Annotated in this window: 18 protein-coding genes; 8 read left to right on the top strand and 10 right to left on the bottom strand. The window is 61.0% G+C overall.

From position 1 onward, the window contains the following. Nucleotides 1-250 precede the first annotated feature (250 nt). The 5 genes from AC5RWT_RS09760 to dnaA all read right to left on the bottom strand — a co-directional run bounded on the left by AC5RWT_RS09760 (nt 251) and on the right by dnaA (nt 6,086). Nucleotides 251-835, bottom strand: coding sequence for a DciA family protein (locus AC5RWT_RS09760; RefSeq protein WP_494080067.1), 585 nt, complete (start codon nt 833-835; stop codon nt 251-253). A 34-nt stretch (nt 836-869) separates the two neighbouring features. Further along, a complete protein-coding gene (gene recF / locus AC5RWT_RS09755; RefSeq protein WP_494043310.1) occupies nt 870-2,066 on the bottom strand; it encodes a DNA replication/repair protein RecF in 1,197 nt (398 codons plus the stop codon). Between the two features lie 10 nt (nt 2,067-2,076). Continuing rightward, nucleotides 2,077-2,994 (bottom strand): phosphogluconate dehydrogenase (NAD(+)-dependent, decarboxylating), encoded by a 918-nt coding sequence (gene gnd, locus AC5RWT_RS09750; RefSeq protein ID WP_494080097.1) that lies wholly within the window; start codon nt 2,992-2,994, stop codon nt 2,077-2,079. Between the two features lie 44 nt (nt 2,995-3,038). Further along, entirely contained in the window at nt 3,039-4,163 is a 1,125-nt protein-coding gene (dnaN, locus tag AC5RWT_RS09745; RefSeq protein ID WP_494043500.1) for a DNA polymerase III subunit beta, read from the bottom strand. 507 nt (nt 4,164-4,670) lie between these two features. Continuing rightward, a complete protein-coding gene (gene dnaA / locus AC5RWT_RS09740; protein WP_494043308.1) occupies nt 4,671-6,086 on the bottom strand; it encodes a chromosomal replication initiator protein DnaA in 1,416 nt (471 codons plus the stop codon). Nucleotides 6,087-6,512: 426 nt separating this feature from the next. Between dnaA and rpmH the strand changes: the two genes are divergently transcribed. The 8 genes from rpmH (at nt 6,513) to AC5RWT_RS09700 (ending at nt 12,286) form a co-directional block, all read left to right on the top strand. Next, complete coding sequence (rpmH, locus tag AC5RWT_RS09735; protein WP_127513203.1) at nt 6,513-6,650, top strand: 50S ribosomal protein L34; 138 nt, start codon at nt 6,513-6,515, stop codon at nt 6,648-6,650. Nucleotides 6,651-6,722: 72 nt separating this feature from the next. Continuing rightward, on the top strand, nt 6,723-7,118 hold the full coding sequence (rnpA, locus tag AC5RWT_RS09730; RefSeq protein ID WP_494080066.1) for a ribonuclease P protein component: 396 nt from the start codon (nt 6,723-6,725) through the stop codon (nt 7,116-7,118). Between the two features lie 5 nt (nt 7,119-7,123). Further along, on the top strand, nt 7,124-7,528 hold the full coding sequence (gene yidD / locus AC5RWT_RS09725; RefSeq protein ID WP_494043499.1) for a membrane protein insertion efficiency factor YidD: 405 nt from the start codon (nt 7,124-7,126) through the stop codon (nt 7,526-7,528). Further along, nucleotides 7,528-8,493, top strand: coding sequence for a membrane protein insertase YidC (gene yidC, locus AC5RWT_RS09720; protein ID WP_494043306.1), 966 nt, complete (start codon nt 7,528-7,530; stop codon nt 8,491-8,493). The genes yidD and yidC overlap by 1 nt, the downstream gene beginning before the upstream one ends. Beyond that, the gene (locus AC5RWT_RS09715) at nt 8,490-9,056 is read left to right on the top strand and encodes a Jag family protein (RefSeq protein ID WP_494043305.1); all 567 of its coding nucleotides are present in this window, start codon (nt 8,490-8,492) and stop codon (nt 9,054-9,056) included. Before yidC ends, AC5RWT_RS09715 begins: the two co-directional genes overlap by 4 nt. 37 nt (nt 9,057-9,093) lie before the next feature. Further along, the gene (gene rsmG / locus AC5RWT_RS09710) at nt 9,094-9,729 is read left to right on the top strand and encodes a 16S rRNA (guanine(527)-N(7))-methyltransferase RsmG (RefSeq protein ID WP_494080096.1); all 636 of its coding nucleotides are present in this window, start codon (nt 9,094-9,096) and stop codon (nt 9,727-9,729) included. Nucleotides 9,730-9,835: 106 nt separating this feature from the next. Then, nucleotides 9,836-10,915: a ParA family protein gene (locus AC5RWT_RS09705; RefSeq protein ID WP_494080065.1), complete on the top strand. Its 1,080-nt coding sequence runs from the start codon at nt 9,836-9,838 to the stop codon at nt 10,913-10,915. An 84-nt stretch (nt 10,916-10,999) separates the two neighbouring features. Then, nucleotides 11,000-12,286 carry a ParB/RepB/Spo0J family partition protein gene (locus AC5RWT_RS09700; protein ID WP_494080064.1) on the top strand — a complete coding sequence of 429 codons (1,287 nt, stop codon included), beginning with the start codon at nt 11,000-11,002 and terminating at the stop codon, nt 12,284-12,286. Between the two features lie 2,711 nt (nt 12,287-14,997). Here the strand turns inward: AC5RWT_RS09700 and AC5RWT_RS09695 are convergent. The 5 genes from AC5RWT_RS09695 to murJ form a co-directional block, all read right to left on the bottom strand. Further along, nucleotides 14,998-16,185 (bottom strand): N-acetylmuramoyl-L-alanine amidase, encoded by a 1,188-nt coding sequence (locus AC5RWT_RS09695; RefSeq protein ID WP_494080063.1) that lies wholly within the window; start codon nt 16,183-16,185, stop codon nt 14,998-15,000. A gap of 4 nt (nt 16,186-16,189) precedes the next feature. Next, nucleotides 16,190-16,516 carry a thioredoxin gene (trxA, locus tag AC5RWT_RS09690; protein ID WP_494043301.1) on the bottom strand — a complete coding sequence of 109 codons (327 nt, stop codon included), beginning with the start codon at nt 16,514-16,516 and terminating at the stop codon, nt 16,190-16,192. A gap of 25 nt (nt 16,517-16,541) precedes the next feature. Beyond that, complete coding sequence (gene trxB, locus AC5RWT_RS09685; protein ID WP_494080062.1) at nt 16,542-17,525, bottom strand: thioredoxin-disulfide reductase; 984 nt, start codon at nt 17,523-17,525, stop codon at nt 16,542-16,544. 139 nt (nt 17,526-17,664) lie between these two features. After that, nucleotides 17,665-19,182 (bottom strand): ABC transporter substrate-binding protein, encoded by a 1,518-nt coding sequence (locus tag AC5RWT_RS09680; protein ID WP_494043299.1) that lies wholly within the window; start codon nt 19,180-19,182, stop codon nt 17,665-17,667. An 89-nt stretch (nt 19,183-19,271) separates the two neighbouring features. After that, complete coding sequence (murJ, locus tag AC5RWT_RS09675) at nt 19,272-20,966, bottom strand: murein biosynthesis integral membrane protein MurJ (protein ID WP_494080061.1); 1,695 nt, start codon at nt 20,964-20,966, stop codon at nt 19,272-19,274. Nucleotides 20,967-20,975: the final 9 nt, after the last annotated feature.

Here is a 20,975-nt window from a genome sequence, read left to right as displayed (position 1 = left end):
TTCCGTCCGGATGGACTCGTGTGTCGGCGCCCTTCCACACTGAGGACGGGCGCCGCCCAGTCAATTCTACCGTGTCAGGGCGGTGAAACCTGCACAAACATGGCTCTAAGCGGCACGGAAAGCGGCTTTTAACGCCTCCGCCGGGTACTTGATGGGACCGTATATGTCCGTAGGGCCCCGCAGCGCTCTGCATGCCGTTTACGCAAGCGCGTCCCGGATGCTTCCGGATTGCACGTTTCGAGGGCTGGATTTAGCCGTAGGTATCCCGCGGTCCGCGGCCGCTGACGGTCCGTTTGCCCTTGCGCCAGTTGGGCGCGGCGGGTGCAAGGACCTGAATTTTGGTCACGACGCCGGGGCCCAGCTTTTCGCCGAACCGCTTCAGCAATGCAGCGTTCATCAGCCTCAACTGCGTGGCCCAGGCGGTGGAATCGCAGCGCACTTGCACCGTCGTGTCCTCGAAGCTTTCGGGCCGGCAGTGGGCTGCAATGTCCGCCCCGACCAATTCATCCCACCGCGAAATTACTGACCCGACGGCCACGGGGGAGTTCCAGCCGCGTTCTGCGACGAACCGGTCGAATACGCGGCCCAGTCCTTGCGGGTCGCGGCCGAAATCCTGCGGCGCGGCAACCGGCCGATTACCCCGGGATTGACGACGGCGGCTGTTGGCCCGGGTGCGCACGTCACCGCGGGCCGCAGCTGCCAAGCGAACCCTGTTGAGGACCGCCTTCGCCGCGTCCAAATCTTCCTCCCCGCCGGCGCCCAGGGCCGGTTCCGCTGCCGGCGGTTTGGCGGGCTGCGCATGCCCCACCAGGTCCGGCAGGCCGGTTTGTGCCACCGGGTCTGCTTGTTCCTGCGGGTTCGGCTGGCGCTCAGACGGTTTCCTGGCCACTGGCCACGCCTCCCGGAACCACCTTGAACTGTTCGCCGCTCAGGGCTTCGGGGATGTCCTCGGCCACGGCGGCGGTAACGATCACCTGCTCCGCATTGGCAACGATGCCGGCGAGCTTTGACCGGCGCTGGTTGTCCAGTTCGGCAAAAACGTCGTCCAGGATCAGCACCGGAGCCGCGCCGGGGGCCGGGTCGTCTTCGCAGAACACGTAGTAGGACGCCAGCCGCAGGGCCAGCGCCAGGGACCAGGTTTCGCCGTGAGAGGCATACCCCTTGGCGGGCGCCTGTCCCAGCATCAGTTCGAGCTCATCGCGGTGGGGCCCGACCAGCGAGATTCCGCGTTCCACTTCGCGCTTGCGTTGCTGTTTGAAGGCGGCAAGGTACAGCTCTGCCAGCTCCGCCGCGCTCAGGCTTGCCAGCGGCGGAAGGCCTGCACCGCCGTCGTTCTCTACCTCGCCGTCATCCGATAGCTGGCTATGGATGGTGGATCGGTACACGGCGGCAGCCTGTTTGGAGCCATCCGTCAGCGCGGCGTAGGCCGCGTTCAGGTGCGGCTGCAGGAGGTCCACCAGTTCCAGCCTGGCCTTCAGCAGCGCGGCCCCGGCCTCTGCCATGTGCTGGTCCCAAACCTCCAGCGTCGATTCATGGGCCGAGGTGAACCGTCCGCTGGCGCGGGCAGACTTGAGCAGCGCGTTGCGCTGTTTGAGAACGCGTTCAAAATCGCTGCGCGTGGCCGCGTGGTGCGGAACCAGGCTGGCCAGCAGTTCGTCCAGGAAGCGTCGCCGGTTGGACGGGTCGCCTTTGACCAGTGCCAGGTCTTCGGGGGCGAAGAGCACCGTGCGCAGGTGGCCCAGAATGTCGCGGGCACGCACCGGAGCGCCTCGGTTGATGCGCGCCCTGTTGGCCTTGCCGGCGGTGATTTCCAACTCCAGCGAAATGCTGCGTCCGCCGCGGTCTACCCGGGCCCGCACCAGCGAACGTGGACTGTCGAACCGGATCAGCGGTGCGTCATTGCTGACCCGATGCGATGAAAGCGACGCCAGATAGCCGATGGCCTCGACGATGTTGGTCTTGCCCACCCCGTTGGATCCAACAAACACGGTGACGCCCGGCTTCAGGGCGATGTCCAGCTGCGGGTAGGTGCGGAAATCGGTCAGCGAAAGGAATTCAACAAACAATGCGGTACTGCTACTTCGGCTCGGTGCCGGGGTTGGGCTGGGGCTGTCCGGGCTTCCTGACGGCGTGCCCGCCAAACTGATTGCGCAGCGCGGCCACCATCTTCATGGCGGGGGCATCATTTTCGCGTGACGCGAACCGCGCAAACAATGCCGCGGTGATGGCCGGGGCGGGAACAGCATGCGCGATGGCTTCTTCCACCGTCCACCGGCCTTCGCCGGAATCCTCCACGTACCCGCTGGTCTGGCTCAGACCGGGGTCCTCTGCGAGGGCTTTCACCATGAGGTCCAGCAGCCAAGACCGGACCACCGTCCCCTTTTGCCACGCCCGGAAAGTGCCCGGGACATCTTTGATGATGTCCTTGGCCTCCAGCAGTTCGTACCCCTCGGCATACGCCTGCATCAGCCCGTACTCGATCCCGTTGTGCACCATTTTTGCGTAGTGCCCGGCTCCGACGTCGCCCACATGGACGAAGCTTTCCTCCCGCGGACCCTCCGGCCTCAATGCGTCGAAGAGCGGCATCGCTGCCTCGACCAGTTCGGCACGACCGCCGGCCATCAATCCGTAGCCATTCGCCAGACCCCACACGCCGCCCGAAACGCCGACATCGAGGAAACCGATCTCCCGGTCGGCCAGGAGCGCTTCGTGGTCCCGGTCCGCGGTGAACTTCGAGTTGCCGCCGTCGATCACCAGGTCCCCGGCGGAGAGCTTGCCCGCCAGTTCGCTGATGACTGCGTCGGTAACCGAACCAGAGGGCACCATCACCCACACGGTGCGCGGGCTAGGCAGCGATTGGATCAATTCGTCGACCGTTGCGGTGTCGCTGACGTCGGGGTTCCGGTCATACCCGGTGACCTCGATGCCGCCGTCCCGAAGCCGCTGCCGCATATTGAAACCCATCCGTCCCAAGCCGATCAGTCCGATGTGCATGCTGCTCACTCTTTCCTCTCGTCAATGGGCGGTTCGGGGGCCGGTTACTGGTTGGGCAACCTCACTGGCATCAGCAGGTAACGGTAGTCTTCCTTGTCTTCGCCCTCGAGGTCGTCCTGGGCAGATATGACCGCCGGCTTCGGCGGCGTGGTGAAGGAAAACCGGACATATTTGCTGTCGAACGCGCTCAAGCCTTCGGAAAGGTAGTGCGGATTGAAGGCGACGGTGATCTCGTCGCCCGTCAGCGCAGCCTCGATCGCCTCTGAAGCCTGGGCGTCTTCACCTGTTCCGGCGTCCAAGGTCAAGAGGCCGTCAGTGAAGGCCAGACGGACCGGGGTGTTGCGCTCGGCCACGAGCGAAACACGGCGGACGGCTTCGATCAGCGTGGTGGTTTCAACAGTTGCATGGATCGGCGTGTTGTCCGGGAACAACGAACGGATCTTGGGATAGTCACCGTCCACCAGCAGCGAGGTGGTCCGGCGGCCGCCGCTTTCGAAGCCGATCAGTTCGCTGTTGTCGGACAGGGCAATGTTGAGGTCGCCGGAGCCGCCAAGGGTCTTGGCCACTTCACTCAAGGTTTTGGCTTTAACCAGTGCGCTGGTGGAGATGCCCGGGGTTGTCGGGCGCCAGTTGAGTTCGCGAAGTGCCAGACGGTAGCGGTCCGTCGACAGCAAGGTGATCAGATCGCCTTCGATTTCCATTCGGACACCGGTCAGGATGGGCAGGGTGTCGTCGCGGCTCGCCGCAATGATCACCTGGCTAACGGCCTGGGCGAAAGCCTCGCCGTCCACGACCCCGCTGACATCCGGCAAGGCCGGGAGTTCCGGATAATCGCCTTCGGGCATGGTGGCCAGGTTGAACCGGCTGTTGCGGCAGGTCAACGCCACCTTTGAGCCGTCGGTTTCAATGTCGACCGGGGCTGACGGCAAGCTGCGGCAGATGTCGGCCAAGAGGCGCCCGGACACCAGGATGGTTCCCTCAGCGGCAACGTCCGCCGGAATCTGAAGACGTGCCGAAATCTCGTAGTCGAAACTGGCAAGGCTGACCATGCCGCCTTCAGCACGAATGAGTAGGCCCGACAGAACGGGGACCGGCGGACGAGGTGACAGGGAGCGGGCTGTCCATGTCACGGCTTCCGCCAGAACATCCCGATCAACTCTGAACTTCACTGAAGTAAGCCGCCTTTCACAACGAACATGCTGGGGAAGGCCGCCTGCGACTGGACTGGTGGAAATGCTCGGACTACGGCACCAGGCTGAAGCAGATGGCAACAATTCTCTGTGCAAGCTTAGCCGCAGCAACGGTCAATGCGCACCGGCAGCACGTCGACGTTCGCTTGAGCTGCTCTGCAGGGTGCCGGGAAGCTGGGACAGGGTCAAATGTTATTTGAAAGAACTTCAAATAATGGGATTCGTAGTGTTAATAACGGCTGTGGATACTGTGGATAACCTCGGTGCCGCTTGCCGTTGCGCGGAAGTTGCCTGTTCACAAGATGTGCAGGGAGCTCGCAGTGGGTGTTGGGTAGCTGTGGAGGAAAATCCTTGTGATTTCGCGTGTCCACAGGCAGCCCGGCAGTTGTCCTCTTAAGCACCGGGGTTCTCCACTTAACTATCCACAGCCTTATCCACACCTGTTAATTTCACCGGTGTGGTTCGGGCCTGAAGCCGCCGGCGAGGCTAACTTTCGCGCTGCTGCTGCTTTATGCGGTTGGTCAGCTCCGTCACCTGGTTGTAGATCGCGCGGCGTTCGGCCATCAGCTCACGGATCTTCCGGTCGGCATGGATGACCGTGGTGTGGTCGCGCCCGCCAAGCTCCTGGCCGATTTTCGGCAGGGACATGTCGGTAAGCTCCCTGCACAAGTACATAGCGATCTGGCGGGCTGTCACCAGTGTCCGGGTACGGGACTTACTGGTCAGTTCCTCCATGCTGAGCTTGAAATAGGCGGCCGTCTGGCCAAGGATCGTGGCGGAAGTGATTTCCTGCGCACCCTCGTCGGTGATGAGGTCTTTGAGGACGATCTCGGCAAGACCCATGTCGACTGCCTGTTGATTCAGGCTGGCGAAGGCGGTTACTCGGATGAGGGCGCCCTCAAGCTCGCGGATATTGGTGGAGATCTTGGAGGCGATGTATTCGAGGACCTCGTCGGGTACCGAGAGCCCCTCGCTGATGGCCTTCTTGCGCAGAATCGCGATCCGAGTCTCCAGCTCCGGCGGCTGGATGTCCGTCAGCAGCCCCCATTCGAAGCGTGACCGCATCCGTTCTTCGAAACCGGAGAGTTGTTTCGGCGGCAGGTCGGAAGTGATCACTACTTGCTTGCTGTGGTTGTGGAGAGCATTGAACGTATGGAAGAACTCTTCCTGCGTCGCATCTTTGTTGGCCAGAAACTGGATGTCATCGATCAGCAAGATATCGACGTTGCGGTACAACTGCTTGAAGCTGGCGCCTTCATCGTCGCGGATGGAGTTAATGAAGTCGTTAGTAAATTCTTCGGAATTGACGTACCGGACACGGATCCCGTTGTAGAGATGCCGGGCGTAGTGCCCGATGGCATGCAGCAGGTGGGTTTTTCCGAGCCCGGAGTCGCCGTAAATGAACAGCGGGTTGTACGCCTTGGCGGGGGCTTCGGCCACCGCTACCGCAGCCGCGTGTGCAAAGCGGTTGGACGAGCCGATGACGAAGGTGTCGAAAATGTACTTCGGGTTGAGGCGGCCCAGTTCTTGGGAGGCGCTCTCCTTGGGCGGCTGCGGCAGTGCCTCGTTCCGCACCACCGACGGAGCCGGCCGGGGCTCTTGTTCGGGTTCTGGCTCGGCGTGCGGAGCCAGATCTGTGTCGACGCTGAAAGCGCACAGGATATCGTCCTTGAAAACTTCGAACAGCGCGTCGTGCAGCGGATCCTTGAGCTGCTGCGACTGGAAGACTTCGCGGGTCAATTCATTGGGGAGGGCAACCAGCAACGTCGTACCGATCAGCCCTTTCGCCTGGGCCAGAACGATGAAACCGCGCTGCCTGGGCGAGACGCGATCGTCCTGTTCCAGCGTGCGGACCACTTTGCGCCAGGAACTTCCGACGTCGTTAATTTGGTCCGTGTCCACCTAGATACCCCTCAGAAGCTCAACTTGCTTCGGCCTCTGCCGACAGCGCGCCCGAAATCCACAGACTTATTCACAGACGGTGGATAAGGGGCTCCTGCAAGCGTAGAGCATGATTCTGCTTGATAACAGCCGGGATGCAGGGGCCTGTGGACGCCCTGCTCTGAGTAGTTCGAACCGTGCAAACCGCGTTTGAGCTAAAGTTGTCCACAGGTGTTATCCACGGAAACGCCCGGGCTGCGAGCCGGCGGGTTTGACGGTTCTTACTGCCATCGCCTAACGTTGACTAGTCCTTCATGTCTACTTTGGTATCCCTGCACGCCCCGCGTCCAGGACCTGAAGTAGGCCCCTATATTAGAGCGTCGACCTGTTCTTCCCCCTGTTGCAACGGGTCCAACCGCATCTGTCGACCGTCTTGGAGTAACCACCGTGAGCAAGCGGACTTTTCAGCCGAATAACCGCCGTCGTGCCAAGAAGCACGGCTTCCGCCTTCGCATGCGCACTCGCGCCGGCCGCGCCATCCTGGCAGCACGCCGCAGCAAGGGCCGTACCGAATTGTCGGCCTAAATAGCCAGTTTGTCGATCCGGCTGTGAGGTTCCGTTCCCGCAGCAACGCGTTTCGGCTGGCTGCGTAGCGCCATGCTCTCGAGTCAGCACAGGATGCGCGCATCGGCGGACTTCTCAACAACTGTACGTTCCGGCGTCCGATCAGGGCGCCGGAACTTGGTGTTATATGCGGCAGCGGTTAACCCGGCCCAACCGACAGCTTTTGGCTTCATTGTCTCTAAGGCTGTGGGGAACGCCGTCATCCGCAACCGCGTTAAGAGGAGACTGCGGGAACTCGCAGCGGCTAGTCTGAGGGACAATCAGTATTCCCAAGGACTCGCAGTTGTTGTGCGCGCTCTTCCGGCAGCGGCCAGTGCGGACTTCGACGCGTTGGAACATGATTACCGGAAGGCGTTCAAAACGGCCGTGATCAAGTTGACTGCAACGCCTATCGCGCCCGCGCGCGTTGCGCCCGAGGAGAAGGGATGAGCGGCATGAGTTCCACTGCCCAGCGCCTACACGCTCCCTCCCGCTTCGTCGCCGCCAAAAGGATCCAGACGATCCCGCAGTCCGTATTGATTGGCGCTCTGGCGGTCTACCGCAAGACCATTTCGCCGCTGTATGGCCAGGTGTGCCGCTTTTTCCCGTCCTGTTCTGCCTATGCCCTTGAGGCTGTGACCGTTCACGGTGCCACCAAAGGCAGCTGGCTGGCAGCGCGACGGTTATGCCGATGCCATCCCTGGAATCCCGGTGGCGTAGACCATGTTCCGGCGTCGCCTTCCTTTGACCTGTGGCTGCAGGAAAACCCTGCCAGAATCCCCCGGATAATTGAACTCAATCACCCAGTCATTCCGGCCGACGATGAAGGCCGCGAGGCGGCCCGAGGAGTAAACAACTAATGGACTTCTTAAACACGATCCTGACTCCCTTTACATGGGTAGTATCTGGGATCCTGTGGGCTTTCCACGCCGGTTTCTCCTGGTTGGGTATGGATCCGGCCAATGGCTGGACCTGGACGTTCTCGATCATCGGCTTGGTGCTGATTATCCGGGCAGCGTTGATCCCGGTCTTCGTCAAGCAGATCAAGGCCCAGCGGGGCATGCAGGCACTGCAGCCTGACTTGCGGAAACTGCAGCAGAAATACAAGGGCAAGACCGATCAGCTGTCGCGCCAGGCCATGACGCAAGAGCAGATGGCCCTGTACAAGAAGCACGGTACCAACCCGTTCTCGGCGTGCTTGCCGATGCTCGTCCAGATGCCGTTCTTCTTTGCGCTGTTCAGCGTGCTGAACAATGCCTCAAAGGCCAATGACAACGGGGAAGGCATCGGCGCCCTGTCGCCGGAACTCATCCGCCAGTTCGACGAATCGACCATCTTCGGCGCTCCGCTGTCGGCTTCCCTTCTCCATGGCGGGGGCGGCGCGAACCAGACAGCTGTTGTTGTCCTCTCGATCATCATGATCCTGGCGATGACGGCCTCGCAGTTCATCACCCAGAAGCAGATCATGGCCAAGAACATGTCTGCCGAAGCGATGCAGTCGCCGTTTATGAAGCAGCAGCAGATGATGTTGTACATCCTGCCGCTTGTGTTCGGCATCGGCGGCATCAACTTCCCGATTGGTGTCTTGATTTACTGGACCACCACCAACATTTGGACCATGGCACAGCAGTTCTTCGTTATCCGCCGCATGCCTACTCCGGGTTCGCAGGCAGCCCGTGAACTGGCGGAACGCCGGGCGAAGAAGGGCTTGCCGATGGTCCCGCTGCTAGGTGAGCGGAAGAGCGAAGAGCCTGCGGTGGAAGCACCCGCAGAGCCGAGAGGCCAGCGCCATCAGCCACAGCGTAAGAACAGGAAGAGAAAATGAGCAGCGAAAGCGTATCCGAAGTGACTGAAGAACTTTCCGGCGAAGCAGCTGCGGCAGACGAGCAGGAGGAAGGTGCCGTTTCGAATTCTGCCAAGCGATTGGATGAAGAGGGAGACGTAGCTGCGGACTACCTCGAGGAACTTCTCGACATCGCCGATATCGATGGGGACATCGATATTGAAGTTCGCAACGGTCGCACGTACATTTCGATCGTTTCCGAAGACGAGGACAATGACGCCCTCAAGTCGCTGGTAGGGCCGGACGGGGAAGTACTCGAAGCCCTCCAGGAGCTGGCCCGGTTGTCGGTCCTGACATCTACAGGCAGCCGTTCGCGGTTGGTGCTGGACATCACCGGCTACCGCGAAGGCCGCAGCAAGGAACTGCTCAAGATCGCAGAGGATGCGGTCGCCGAGGCCAAGGAGACCGGCCATGATGTGGCGCTGGAGCCTATGAGCGCGTACGAGCGCAAAATCGTTCACGACGCCATCGCCGACCTTGGGCTGGTCAGCGAATCGGAGGGCGAGGGTTCCAACCGCCACATCGTGGTGTCGGTGGAGTCCTGAGCTTGTATACCGGCCGGTTTGGGGCATAGGTATGTCCATAGTTGAGATGACGGTGGCCGAGTCCAAGGCTGCCCAAGCCGTATTTGGCGAGCGGCTGGAGCTGGCCGAACGATACGTCGCCCATTTGGCCACGTCCGGAATTGAACGGGGATTGCTAGGCCCCCGTGAGGTCCCGCGGTTGTGGAACCGGCACGTCTTGAACTGTGCGGTTGTCGCCAACCTCATAGGGCCAGACGCCGCGGTTGCTGACGTCGGGAGCGGTGCCGGCCTGCCTGGACTTACCTTCGCGCTGGCGCGGCCAGACCTGCGTCTGACGCTGATCGAGCCGTTGGAGCGGCGGGTGGTCTGGCTCAATGAAGTTGTCGACGATCTGGGGCTCGACAACGTCACCGTAGTACGTACACGCGCAGAGCTTGCCGCGGACCAAGTTACGGCGGATGTTGTGACGTCCCGGGCAGTATCTGCCTTGGACAAATTGGCCCGCCTGTCCATTCCACTGCTGCACGGTAGTGGTGAAATGCTCGCAATCAAGGGTCGCAGCGCCGCCGACGAAGTTGAAAAGGCTACGAAGGTCATTCGGAAGCTGGGCGGGCGCGAGACTGAGATCCTGACCGTCGGAGATGGACTCTTGGAAGAGCCGACGACGGTCGTCAGAATCCTCGTTGCCCCGTAACCTGTTGGTCCACACACCCCCGGATCGCCCCTGATTCCGGCCGTGCAACGATAGGCTAGGAGGGGTCGGTGCCGGGAGAGTGAAAGCGGGCAAATCGAAAATGGCGATGAGCGACATGGTTTCGGGAGTAAGCGGGGCCGAAGCCGATGAGTCGTCTTCTATCGGTGAGTACCACCAATCGAATGCGGTTGTTTTGCGCACAGGAACCGGTCATGTTTCACGTGAAACCACCCGCGCTAATGAGGCCGAACTGGCCAACTCCGATGTCAAGATAGAGGCTACGGTTCCAAACGTTATGGATTCGATCGACGAAAGCACACCTCTCGCTCACGAACTGGCGAGCGAAAACCGCAGGCGTGAACGATTGAAAGCCAAACAGCTTCCCCGGCCGACACAAACCAGGGTACTGACAGTCAGCAACCAAAAGGGCGGCGTCGGCAAGACCACCACCACGGTCAATATCGCGGCCGCTCTGGCTATTGCCGGCTTGAACGTTCTTGTCATCGACATCGACCCCCAGGGGAACGCATCCACGGCTCTCGGTGTCGAGCATCATGCGGAAGTCGACAGCATCTACGACGTCCTCATCAACGACATGCCGTTGGGCGAAGTGATCGCTCAATGCCCGGATATCAACCATTTGATTGTTGCACCTGCCACCATCCACCTAGCTGGCGCAGAAATTGAGCTCGTCTCATTGGTAGCACGAGAACAGCGCCTACGCCGTGCCATCGAAGTTTATGCTCAGGAGCGGGAGACAGCCGGACTGCCTCGCTTGGACTATGTCTTCATCGACTGCCCTCCCAGCCTCGGGCTCCTCACCGTCAACGCGTTTGTGGCGGCGCAAGAGGTTCTCATTCCTATTCAGTGCGAGTATTACGCACTGGAAGGGTTGAGCCAGCTCCTTAAGAACATTGAAATGATTCAGAAGCATCTCAATGCCGGCTTGGTCGTTTCCACGATCCTGCTGACCATGTACGACGGTCGGACAAACCTCGCCGCTCAAGTAGCAGCTGAGGTCAGGGAGCACTTCCCCAACGAGGTTCTCAGCGCGGTTGTCCCCCGATCTGTCCGCATCTCCGAGGCTCCGAGCTACCAGCAGACGGTTATCACTTATGACCCATCCTCCAGCGGAGCCTTGTCATATCAAGAGGCTGCGGCTGAAATCGCTGAGCGCGGCAAGTAACTGAGAATTCGATCTGTAACGGTAGAATTACGCCTTAAATGAGGTAGTGCGCGACAGCTCGGCGCATGACGGAAGAGGGTCCAGATGAGTGAAAAACGCCGTGGCTTAGGGCGAGGCTTGGGCGCACTGATTCCCAGCTCGCCCGTTAGCGAAGTGCCTGAATCAACAGAAGGTCAAGGGTCTCAGGCTAGGAAACGCGCTGAGCGACCTGTCGACGTCTTCTTCCCTGCTTCCTCTAGGCGGGAGGATGCGGACGCGGCGATCCTCACCACTACGGATTCGGAAACGGTTGGCGGATCGAGCGCAGCACAGGTGGCCGAGGTCCTGAGGGCCCCTAGGAAGATCACGCCGAATGGCGCTAAGAAGCCCTCGGCCAAGAAGTCGCTCAAGAGTGCGACGCCTGCACCGTCCCCGCTCACCAGCGACCCGGCGCCCGCGGAGGGCAGCAATGAATCCCAGACGCCGGCTACCAAGCAGGCGGATGATAGGACCGAAGATCAGCAGCAGCCGGCCAACTCCGTCGTTTCACGTGAAACGACAGGACAGGACTTGGTTGAAGTTCCAGGGGCAACGTTCGCCGAGGTTCTGGTTTCAGCAATTCAGCCGAACCGCAAACAGCCGCGCACTGTTTTCGATGAAGAAGACATGGCTGAACTGGTGCATTCGATCCGGGAAATCGGTGTCCTGCAGCCTATCGTTGTCCGACCGGCTGACGATGTAGAGGCCCAGTATGAGCTGGTCATGGGTGAGCGCCGTTGGCGGGCTACCAAGGCTGCCGGGCTGGAAACTATTCCGGCAATCATCAGGTCAACGGCAGATGACGATCTCCTGCGCGATGCACTGCTTGAGAACCTGCACCGAAGTCAACTCAATCCGCTCGAAGAAGCTGCGGCTTACCAGCAGCTACTTGATGACTTCGGATGCACCCATGACGAACTTGCGGATCGTATCGGTCGTTCCCGGCCGCAGGTATCCAACACTTTGCGGTTGATGAAGCTTCCTCCGCTCGTACAGCGGCGCGTAGCAGCCGGCGTTCTCAGCGCAGGGCATGCCCGCGCCCTCCTCGCACTTACTGATCCTGCCGAAATGGAGAAACTGGCTCAGCGGATTGTTGCCGAAGGGTTGTCCGTCCGTGCAACGGAGGAAATCGTTTCCATGAGCGATGGTTTGCGCCGCCCAAAGCGTGAAGGGCGACCTCGCGAGGGAGCACGTCATGAGCGGCTTGATTACCTTGCTAGTTCGCTTTCTGATCGCCTGGACACTAGTGTAAAGATCACATTGGGTGCCAAGAAGGGGCGAGTCAGCATTGAGTTTGCAAGCGTCGATGATCTGAATCGCATCATGGATGTCTTAAACCCAGCGGCCCCTTAGCCGCTTGTTTCACGTGAAACGGAGGGACTCGTCCAGCGTGGGCGGGTCCCTCCTCTTTTCTCACTTGACTGTGGAATTTGCCCCCAGCTTGCCTGATCCCTGTTAAGCGCTTCTTGCGTCACTTGCCTGCGCCTCTCCCGCTGGTCCGGGCCGAGGGTACTCGAGCACCGGATGTAGACCAAGGAACCGAGATGCGGCTCGGACTTAGACGTCGGTTTGGCGGCGGAGACTTCGGCCTCGGTTGTCTGTTTCACGTGAAACGGACGACGTGGCGCTGCCTCGCCATCTGCTGCTGAGAATGCATCTCGATATGATGCGTGGAGCATGGAGATCATCTCATGCAGTTGCTCTGTTTCCAGAGCGAGCAGACCATGTTTCACGTGAAACTTCTTTGCCTTCTGTCTTTAGGGTCCCTTAGTCTTTGCGTTTGCAATTCACCGAAATGGGGACCAGGGCTACGGGGTCTGCCCCTGAGAGTGGCAGCTTTCTTCTATCCGCCCACCCACTCGCTGACGGCAGCTGGCCAGACCGCCGTTGAGTTCGGCCGTGGCCGAGGGGTCGTCCGGTTGCTAGATCTAGCCTGAAATAGTTTCACCTGTTATTGCAGCGTTGCCGGCTGGACGTCACCGCCGCGTTTCCGATAGCCCTTGGAGCAGCGCCGGGTCTCGGCGTTTCACGTGAAACGGGGAGCGCCAGGGGCTATTCCAGCGCTGATGGCGGGCTTGTGCCGCCCCGCCAAGCTGGCCGAGCTCGTCAGTGCTGCTGGCTAGAAGGAAAGCGGCTCCCCATTACCCTCCAGTAACTCGTAAGTGGCAGATCCAGTTAGACCTGGCCGAAGCGCTACATGTGCGCAGCGCTGCCCGGAAGCGGATATAGATGCTTGTGTTTCACGTGGAACATACTTGTTGTCCGACAACGGGAGCGCTCTGACCCGGAGCACGTCAGAGACACAGACGGTGGGGTCGCCAAAGAGAAGGGGCGCATTGGGTCAACCTCAGAACTGAGGGTACATGTTATGAAGGCGCATGCTTGGGGCTGCTGCCGCGATAATCGATCTAATCAATTGACGCAGACCGCAACCCTACGCTCGCGGGTTTTGGCGGTCCTACCTTTCCCCGGCCAGGGCCACCATCTCGTTTCCCTCCTAGCGTACGCCGAGAAGACATTCGCGTTCACTTACCGTTTAAGCGGATAACGTCGTTTCCCAATCTTTAGCAGGAAAAAGGCAGGTGAGTTTCACGTGAAACCGTGCTGCTCGCCCGCCGGATGGTGCGAGTTCTAGGTCAGTAAGGAACGGAATTGGCCCGCCTTGCGCTCCTGAAGGCGTAACGGCAGTACCACTTGCCAAAGCGAATCTCGTGCGTAGCGCTGGCCAAGAGCGCGTGGTAGGGAGTGTGTTTCACGTGAAACACTCGGAATTGCCCTACAAGGAGGGCTATGGCGCTGAACCACACACGGTCCGGCCGAGCGGGTAGGAAGAGAGCACACGCCACCCGTGAGACCAACCCGAAGGGCTGAAAACCTCAAAGGCGCAAGGCAAGTGCTTCCGGCTTACGACTGACCATCCTTGTTCGATCACCTCCACCCTGCCAACGCAATCCCGTAACGGTGCGCTGGCGGGATTTCTGGACGCGGGAGTTGGCTTCCGAAGCCAGGCCTCTCCTTGGCACAAATGTAAAAGTCCGGTTGAATGTTGCGGTCGCTGGGAGTTGAAGCATCTTCGTCCCCGGTCTCAACCAGGAGAAAGGACGGCGTCAGGAGTTTCACGTGAAACCGTTGGCTCGACTGATGTCCGTAGGGCGGTGGACGCAAAGCGAGAGCGACACGGGCCCGCTCGTATCCAAGTCCATCCCAGGCAGGCTCCCGGGCCGTTCAGGCGGGGAGCTGCAAGGACGGCGTAACCCGAGATAAATAGCGATTCAGAGGTGGTGTTTCACTTACGTGGTCACCTCTATTTGGGCAGGGCACCTCTACGTCAGCCGTTCATTCGCAGATGCCAAAGCGACGAGCCAATCTGGCGCCGAACGTGGAAGTCTGGAACGACGGAGGCGTACCGAGCTCGGAGTATGAAGACTCGGTGCGCCGCCGGCTAGCTCGTGACACGCGGCGGTGTTTCACGTGGAACGCGAACGGTGGCCGGAGCACTCTGTTCGGAGCCAGCAAGGCGACAAAGCCCGTGCAGGTCAGGTGATTGATTGAGCGGGGACACCCCTGTAGCTAAATGTTGTTCCGTCCCGGTCGCTTCCGAAACATAAAAGGGACTGTTGGCGGGAGAAGTGACTTGACCGCAAAGAGCACCTCGCCGGACTCGTTGAGCAGTTGGACAGGAATTGAGTAGCCTCCAGCATGTGCCGAGTCACGAACTGGGGGGCGGCATGCATCCATGTCGGTCTGAGGGTGAGGATACCGCCAAGAGTTTCACGTGAAACACCGACCTCAGATCATCCCAGCATGAAATTTCAACGACACAGAATGGGTTCGAAGCGGGCGGGGGAGAACTCCCACAATCAGTCGAGGTGAACAATCAAGTTTGCCCGCCCAGGGAAAAGAGTAACGGCCTGCCGGAGGACTGCGCACCAAAATCACTAGGCGCGGCCGGCAAGGGGGACGCTGTAACAAGAAAGACGAGAGACTCACCTCGTACGCGGAGAGGAGACCCTGGAGGAGCAGTATTGTCCGTTTCACGTGAAACAGAGCGGTGAACGAATGATCTAAGACGGCGGATTGAAGCGAAGCACGTCGTCTAGAGCAAGGGTCCCCGTCGGCTCATCGTCCTCTTCCAAAAGGTAGAGGCGTTGAATCGCTATGACGACGGAGTCAGCCAAGATTTGACGGAAGATCGGATCGGCAAGCCTGGAAGAATCGAGCGGGCTGCTCAAATAACCAATGTCCAACTGAACAGATGGCGTGCTGGGCAGGCGTAGTATGTCCCAGCTGCGGCCGTGAAGACCCAGAGACGTGGACCCTGTTCGAGCGACGACCTCCTTCAGGATCAGTTCCGCGGCACGGTGGCCGATAGGAGAGCGAACCTCGCCGGATTCGGGGCGGCCCCAGAAGAAGGCACTGACACCATTGGCCGCTGGTTGCGGCAACCAATCACAGTGGATGGCAATGCTCAGACTAGGCGACGACTTCTTGATCAGGTCTGCGCGGACGTCACTCCCATCCACGGGTTGCTTCTCAATGATCGACACACTCGCACCAAGCTCTGTGAGGATCTTCCCTATGCGGTTGGATACGTCGCTGGCGACGAGCTTCTCTGTGAGTGGCAGACCCGAGGAAGAGTCGATGATTTTCGCTTGCGCGTCTTCGGCCGACCCAGGCGCGATGGCGATGGTGCGGCCGCGTAAGGTTGCAGATGCTTGGCTGAGGCGTTCGTAGTCACGCAGGGAAAACGCCTGGCTCGGACTGATAGTCCGGTTGATGCGCTCCATCGATGAAATCAGTTGTCCATCGGCGACACCGGATGCTTCGAGGCCAAGGTTCAGTTGCAGTTCACGGACTGCCAGGTGGGTTCGTTCCCCGTACTCGCCATCAATGTGGCCGTAGTAAAAACCAAGAAATGAAAGTTGGCGCTGCAATTCCGTGACATCGTCGCCTCGAAGCGAAGGACCTTCCGGAGTATAGGCAAGCTGGCGGGCACCGAGTTTGAACTGTGCCTCGGCCAAGGCTCTTTCGGTCTCGGGGCCCGCGACGCCGTCCACCATCAAACCGCGGTGCTGCTGAAAGGTGCGGACGGCAGCGTCCACATGATCATCAAACACCATGGGGTTGTTTACCTGGTCCGGGGCAAGATACGCCATAGAAACGCCAGCGCGTAGTAGCCCTTCACGGAGGGCTACTACGCGTCGACTGATGTCTGAACGGCGCAGACTCTGGTCTGCCGCGTCGTTTTCCATCTTGTTAGTTGAGGAACTCAGCGAATTCCTGCTCGATGACCTGCTTCGGCTTCGCTCCGATAGAGGTCGCTGCTACCGCGCCGTCCTTGAAGACGTAGACGGCGGGGATGGAGGTGATGCCGTACTGCGCAGCGGTGGCGGGATTGTCATCGACGTTGAGCTTGACGACTTCAACCTTGCCGGAGTGTTCGGCAGCGATGTCATCGAGGATCGGCGAGAGCATGCGGCAAGGGCCGCACCACTCTGCCCAGAAGTCCACAATCACGGGCTTGGTGGACTTCAGGACATCCGCTTCGAAAGTAGCGTCGGTGACATCTTTTGCGTTACTCATGCTGTTCTCTCTTTCTCGAACCGGTTCAGACGGTTGCGGGCTCAGCGATGCCGGCCTGGCTGCTAGCAAGGTCGGCCAGGTAATGTTCCACATCGATGGCGGCGGCGCAGCCGCTTCCCGAGGCGGTGATTGCTTGGCGGTACGTGGGATCGATGACATCGCCGGCTGCGAAAACCCCCGGCAGCGAGGTCTTGGAGGACCGGCCTTCAACCGCGATCGTGCCCTCGGGCGTCAGTTCCAACTGATCCTTGACGAGGGAGACCCGGGGATCATTGCCGATGGCGACGAAAACGCCGGTCACTGGCAGCACCGTCTCGGAACCATCGACCGTGTTTTTGAGCTTCAGTGCGGAAACTTTGTTGTCGCCTTCCAGACCGACGACTTCCGAGTTCCAGACGAACTTGATCTTCTCGTGCGCCAAGGCACGCTCCTGCATGATCTTGGAGGCACGCAGGGTATCGCGGCGGTGGACAACCGTGACAGAGTCCGCGAACTTGGTGAGGAAAAGGGCTTCTTCCATGGCTGAGTCGCCTCCGCCGATTACCGCGATGTCCTGGTTCTTGAAGAAGAAACCGTCGCAGGTTGCGCACCAGCTGACGCCGTGTCCGGCTAGGCGCTTTTCGTCGGGAAGTCCGAGTTCGCGGTAGGCAGAGCCGGTGGATATGATCACCGAACGCGCCAGGAAGGTTTCGCCTGAACCAATGGTGACCTTCTTAACATCACCTTCCAGCTCGAGGCTGGTGACATCTTCGAACAGGATCTCGGTCCCGAACCGCTCGGCCTGCTTTTGGAAGTTCTCCATCAGCTCCGGCCCCAGAATTCCACCGGGGAAACCGGGGTAGTTTTCCACGTCTGTGGTGTTCATCAGTTCGCCGCCTGCCTCGACGGAGCTGGCAATGAGCAGTGGGTTGAGATTGGCTCGCGCAGTGTAGACAGCTGCCGTGTAGCCGGCCGGACCGGACCCTACGATGATGACGTCGCGGACGGACGGTGTGGTTTCTGTGCTCACTGCCTGCGAACCTCTTCCTCTGGTTTTGATGTACGCCTGGCCCGGCCGCCTTGAGCGGGCAGCAAGGCCAACACTTCTCTCAACGGCGCGTGGCGCCGGCTTATTCCGTGCTCGGGCGGCACGGCCCGCCTCTCAGCGGCTAGGAGACCTCGATCTCTGCCATGCGGATGCCGTAAGGCGGACCGCCCATGGGGTTGGAGAGCTTCGGCAACTGCGTGAAGTTGATCAGGACGTACTGGGCTTTGGGAGCCGCGCCATCCTGTTCAGGCACCGGGATTGTGGTCTTCTGCGCGGTGAAGCTTCCCTGGGCTACCTGGCTGGCGCCGTCCAAGGTTGGCTCGTCATTCAAGAGCACGGAGAAGTTTCCTCCGGTCCCGCTCAGTTGCGTCAGCTCCACAGAGCTGATGCTCGACGGTTCCTCAAGCTCGACGACCAGCGCCATGTTTCCGGCATAGCCACCAAACTTGTCCGACACGTACTGGAAGCTGGCCCAGTAGGTGGCGGGGTTACCATCGACGGCTTCGGACAGCTTGCCGTCGTTCTCCGCGTCGAGTTCCTGCATGTCCGGAACCTGGCGGGTGAGATCCGCGATGACCGGCTCGACAACTTCAGCGGCAGGGGCCGATTCTTCTTGCGCATCGGTTTCCGCTGGACTGGAAGCGGCGCCGGTTTCATTTCCGGTTTCCGATCCGTCGGCGACCGGTCCGCCGCGGAAGAGGTTCAGTTGGCTCACCGCCACGACGATGGCGATTACCAACAACACGGCCAGCAATCCGCCCACCAGCAACTTGGACGACCTCGGGCTGTTGCGTTCCTCGTCGTCGTACTCGTCGTACTCGTAGTCGTCTGTACCGGGTTCGTTGCTCGTGTGGGCTGCCGACGGGAACATGGCGGCAGATCGGACGTCGGCCTGATCGCCGTCGTCCTCCGACCACAAGCTGACCCTGGGCTTCTCGGCAGGCGGCTGGGCGGCTGCCGGCCGGGAAGCCGGAACCTGCCGCGAGACGGGCGCCGTTGCCGGGCTTGCGGCAGGTGCCGGCGGCGCAGACGGCGGCGGCGGCACGTGCGCGCCGGCGGAGGCAGCCGCGGCGGCAGTTCCGGCAGCGGATCCGGCGCCAGAGGCCACGCCTTCCGGCTGGCGGCCGAACCGGGCTTTGGCGGTTCCTTCCGGCGCGTTTTTGCCCAGCTTGGGCAGGTCGAGCTTGTTCAGCCGGTCGCGGAGGCTTTGCCGAGGCTCTTCTTCGTAGTCCTCGTACTCGTCCTCGTACGGCTCCGGTTCGGTGGAGCGCACCTGGCCGAATATTTCGGAACCGAGTGTGTCGGTGAAGAAGGGCTCAACATACGGGCCGTCCCGCTGAATGACCAGGTCCAGTAGATCAGCGGCCTGCGCCTCGTTGGTGACCAGATAGGTGACCCCATCGGCGTTGCCAAGGTCCAGTATCTGAACGTTGCTGGCCCGCTCGCCGGTGGCGATTTCGCGGGCGCTCATGGCTACCTGGCTGGCATTTTCCGGTGCTGACACCAAGATGCTGACGGGCCGGTTGAGCACCTGGTCCACACCGTCGAGGACCAGATCTTGTTCGGCGGAGGCAAGCACTTGGGCTGTGACCTTGTAACGGCCACCAAGCAGCATGCCCACATCAACTGGCTGCGGCACTAGTTCCTCCCGGCTGTCCTGGACTGGCGCCCCTGACTAGATAATTTGATTTCCATGCTAGCCGGTACCGGAGCCGATTCCCGTTTCTGTCAGGCGCGTCCGGGCAACCGATTCATGATGGGCGCCAGGAAGTCCTGCAGCTCCTGAACGCGCAGGGCACGTAGCAGCAGCAGGTAAACGACGGCCATCACCAGCCCGACGACGGCGATGGTCACCATCGCGGTGGCGATGGACTGCCAAGCGAAGCCGCCAGGAGCGTAACCGCCGAACAGCCACAGCACTGCCGCTCCGACTAGACCGGAGCCCAATGCCGCGTAGCCGAGGCGAATGTAGGTGTCCACGACGCGCCCGGCCCCGTAGTCTCCCAGCCGCCGCCGGGCGAAGTGGTGCGCCAGCACGGCCGAGATCACGTGGAACACCGCGAACAGCAGGGCCAGCGCGTAGACCACCATGGTGGGGTCGACCAGCCAGGCGATCAGCACGGCCAGCAGTACCGAGGCACCGGAACAGATGGCCTGCATGATCAGCGGCGTCTTGGCGTCTTCCTCCGCGTAGAACACGCGTCCCAGGAAGAAGTAGATGCTCATGAAGGGCATGCCGGCCGCCATAATGGCAAGGACCTGGCCCATCGACGCGGCGGACGCCGCTGCGGTGGGGCCTGATCCCGCAAACAGCCGGGCCAGCGGGCCGGCCAGCACCACCACAGCGGCCGCACCAAAGACGGAGGCGATGCCGATGGTGCGCAGGCCAGAGCTCACGGTGCTCCGGACGTCGTCCACTGCGCCGACCGATTGCTGGCGGGACAGTCTGTTGAACAGCACTGTTGCCACCGAGAGGACGAAGACCGAATGCGGCAGCAGCGCGATCAGCTGCGCCGTGTTCAGCGCATACTCGCCGGGGATCGATGCACCGGATCCGGCCACTTCAGCACGGGCAGCGGTGGCGCTGGAAGCGATGGACCCATAGAACAGGTAGGCAGTGTTGGCGATGACCATGGTGGCCAGGCTCCACAGCGCCACTTTGCCGGTGGCCGCGAAGCCCATTCCGCGCCAGCCGAGCTTGAGCTTCAGGCCCAGCCCCAGCCGCCCCAGCGGCCACAGCAGGATGAGTGCCTGCAGCACGATGCCCAGCGTGGTGCCGCCGGCCAGCACCGCTGTCTGTGCGCCGGTCCAGAGTTCCGGATCGCCCTTGCCGGGCAGGTAGCGGCCGTACAGCGCGATGTAGAGTCCCAGTGTGCCGATGGCCACCACGTTGTTCAGGGCAGGGGCCCACATGTACCAGCCGAAACGCCCGTGGGCATTGAGCACCTGGCCCACCACTGCATACAGGCCGTAGAAGAAGATCTGCGGCAGGCACCAGATGGCGAAAACGGTGCCAAGCTCCAGCATGACCGGTGTCCAGCCCCGGGTCAGGACGGAGATGATCGGTCCGGCAAGGAGCGTTGCCAGCAAGGCAATCCCGGCCAGCACCAGCAGCGTGAGGCTGAGCAGGCGGCTGACAAAGTCGGCGCCGCCGTCGCTCTTCTGGCTGGCTTTGATGATCTGCGGCACCAGCACCACATTGAACACCCCGCCCGCCAGCAGCAGGTAGATGATGTTCGGGATGGTGTTGGCCTTCTCGAAGATGTCGCCCATCGTCGTGTTGGCACCGATGGCGACCGCGAGCAAAGCGGTCCGGACGAAGCCCAGGACCCGGGACACCATGGTTCCGGCCGCCATGATGGCGCTGGACTTGGCCGTGCTGTGCTGCTCGGGGTTTTGGGCGGGGATCTTGGTCTCGGACATCGTCCTCTA

This window comes from Arthrobacter sp. Dra40, assembly GCF_059091905.1.
This window is presented reverse-complemented; position numbering and strand designations above follow the sequence as displayed.

Coding starts and splice junctions, on each gene's coding strand:
- gnd (WP_494080097.1), bottom strand. CDS start 2,994: ATGCACATCGGACTGATCGGCTTGGGACGGATGGGTTTCAATATGCGG.
- rnpA (WP_494080066.1), top strand. CDS start 6,723: ATGCTCTCGAGTCAGCACAGGATGCGCGCATCGGCGGACTTCTCAACA.
- yidD (WP_494043499.1), top strand. CDS start 7,124: ATGAGTTCCACTGCCCAGCGCCTACACGCTCCCTCCCGCTTCGTCGCC.
- yidC (WP_494043306.1), top strand. CDS start 7,528: ATGGACTTCTTAAACACGATCCTGACTCCCTTTACATGGGTAGTATCT.
- AC5RWT_RS09715 (WP_494043305.1), top strand. CDS start 8,490: ATGAGCAGCGAAAGCGTATCCGAAGTGACTGAAGAACTTTCCGGCGAA.
- AC5RWT_RS09705 (WP_494080065.1), top strand. CDS start 9,836: ATGAGCGACATGGTTTCGGGAGTAAGCGGGGCCGAAGCCGATGAGTCG.
- AC5RWT_RS09700 (WP_494080064.1), top strand. CDS start 11,000: ATGAGTGAAAAACGCCGTGGCTTAGGGCGAGGCTTGGGCGCACTGATT.
- AC5RWT_RS09695 (WP_494080063.1), bottom strand. CDS start 16,185: ATGGAAAACGACGCGGCAGACCAGAGTCTGCGCCGTTCAGACATCAGT.
- trxA (WP_494043301.1), bottom strand. CDS start 16,516: ATGAGTAACGCAAAAGATGTCACCGACGCTACTTTCGAAGCGGATGTC.
- murJ (WP_494080061.1), bottom strand. CDS start 20,966: ATGTCCGAGACCAAGATCCCCGCCCAAAACCCCGAGCAGCACAGCACG.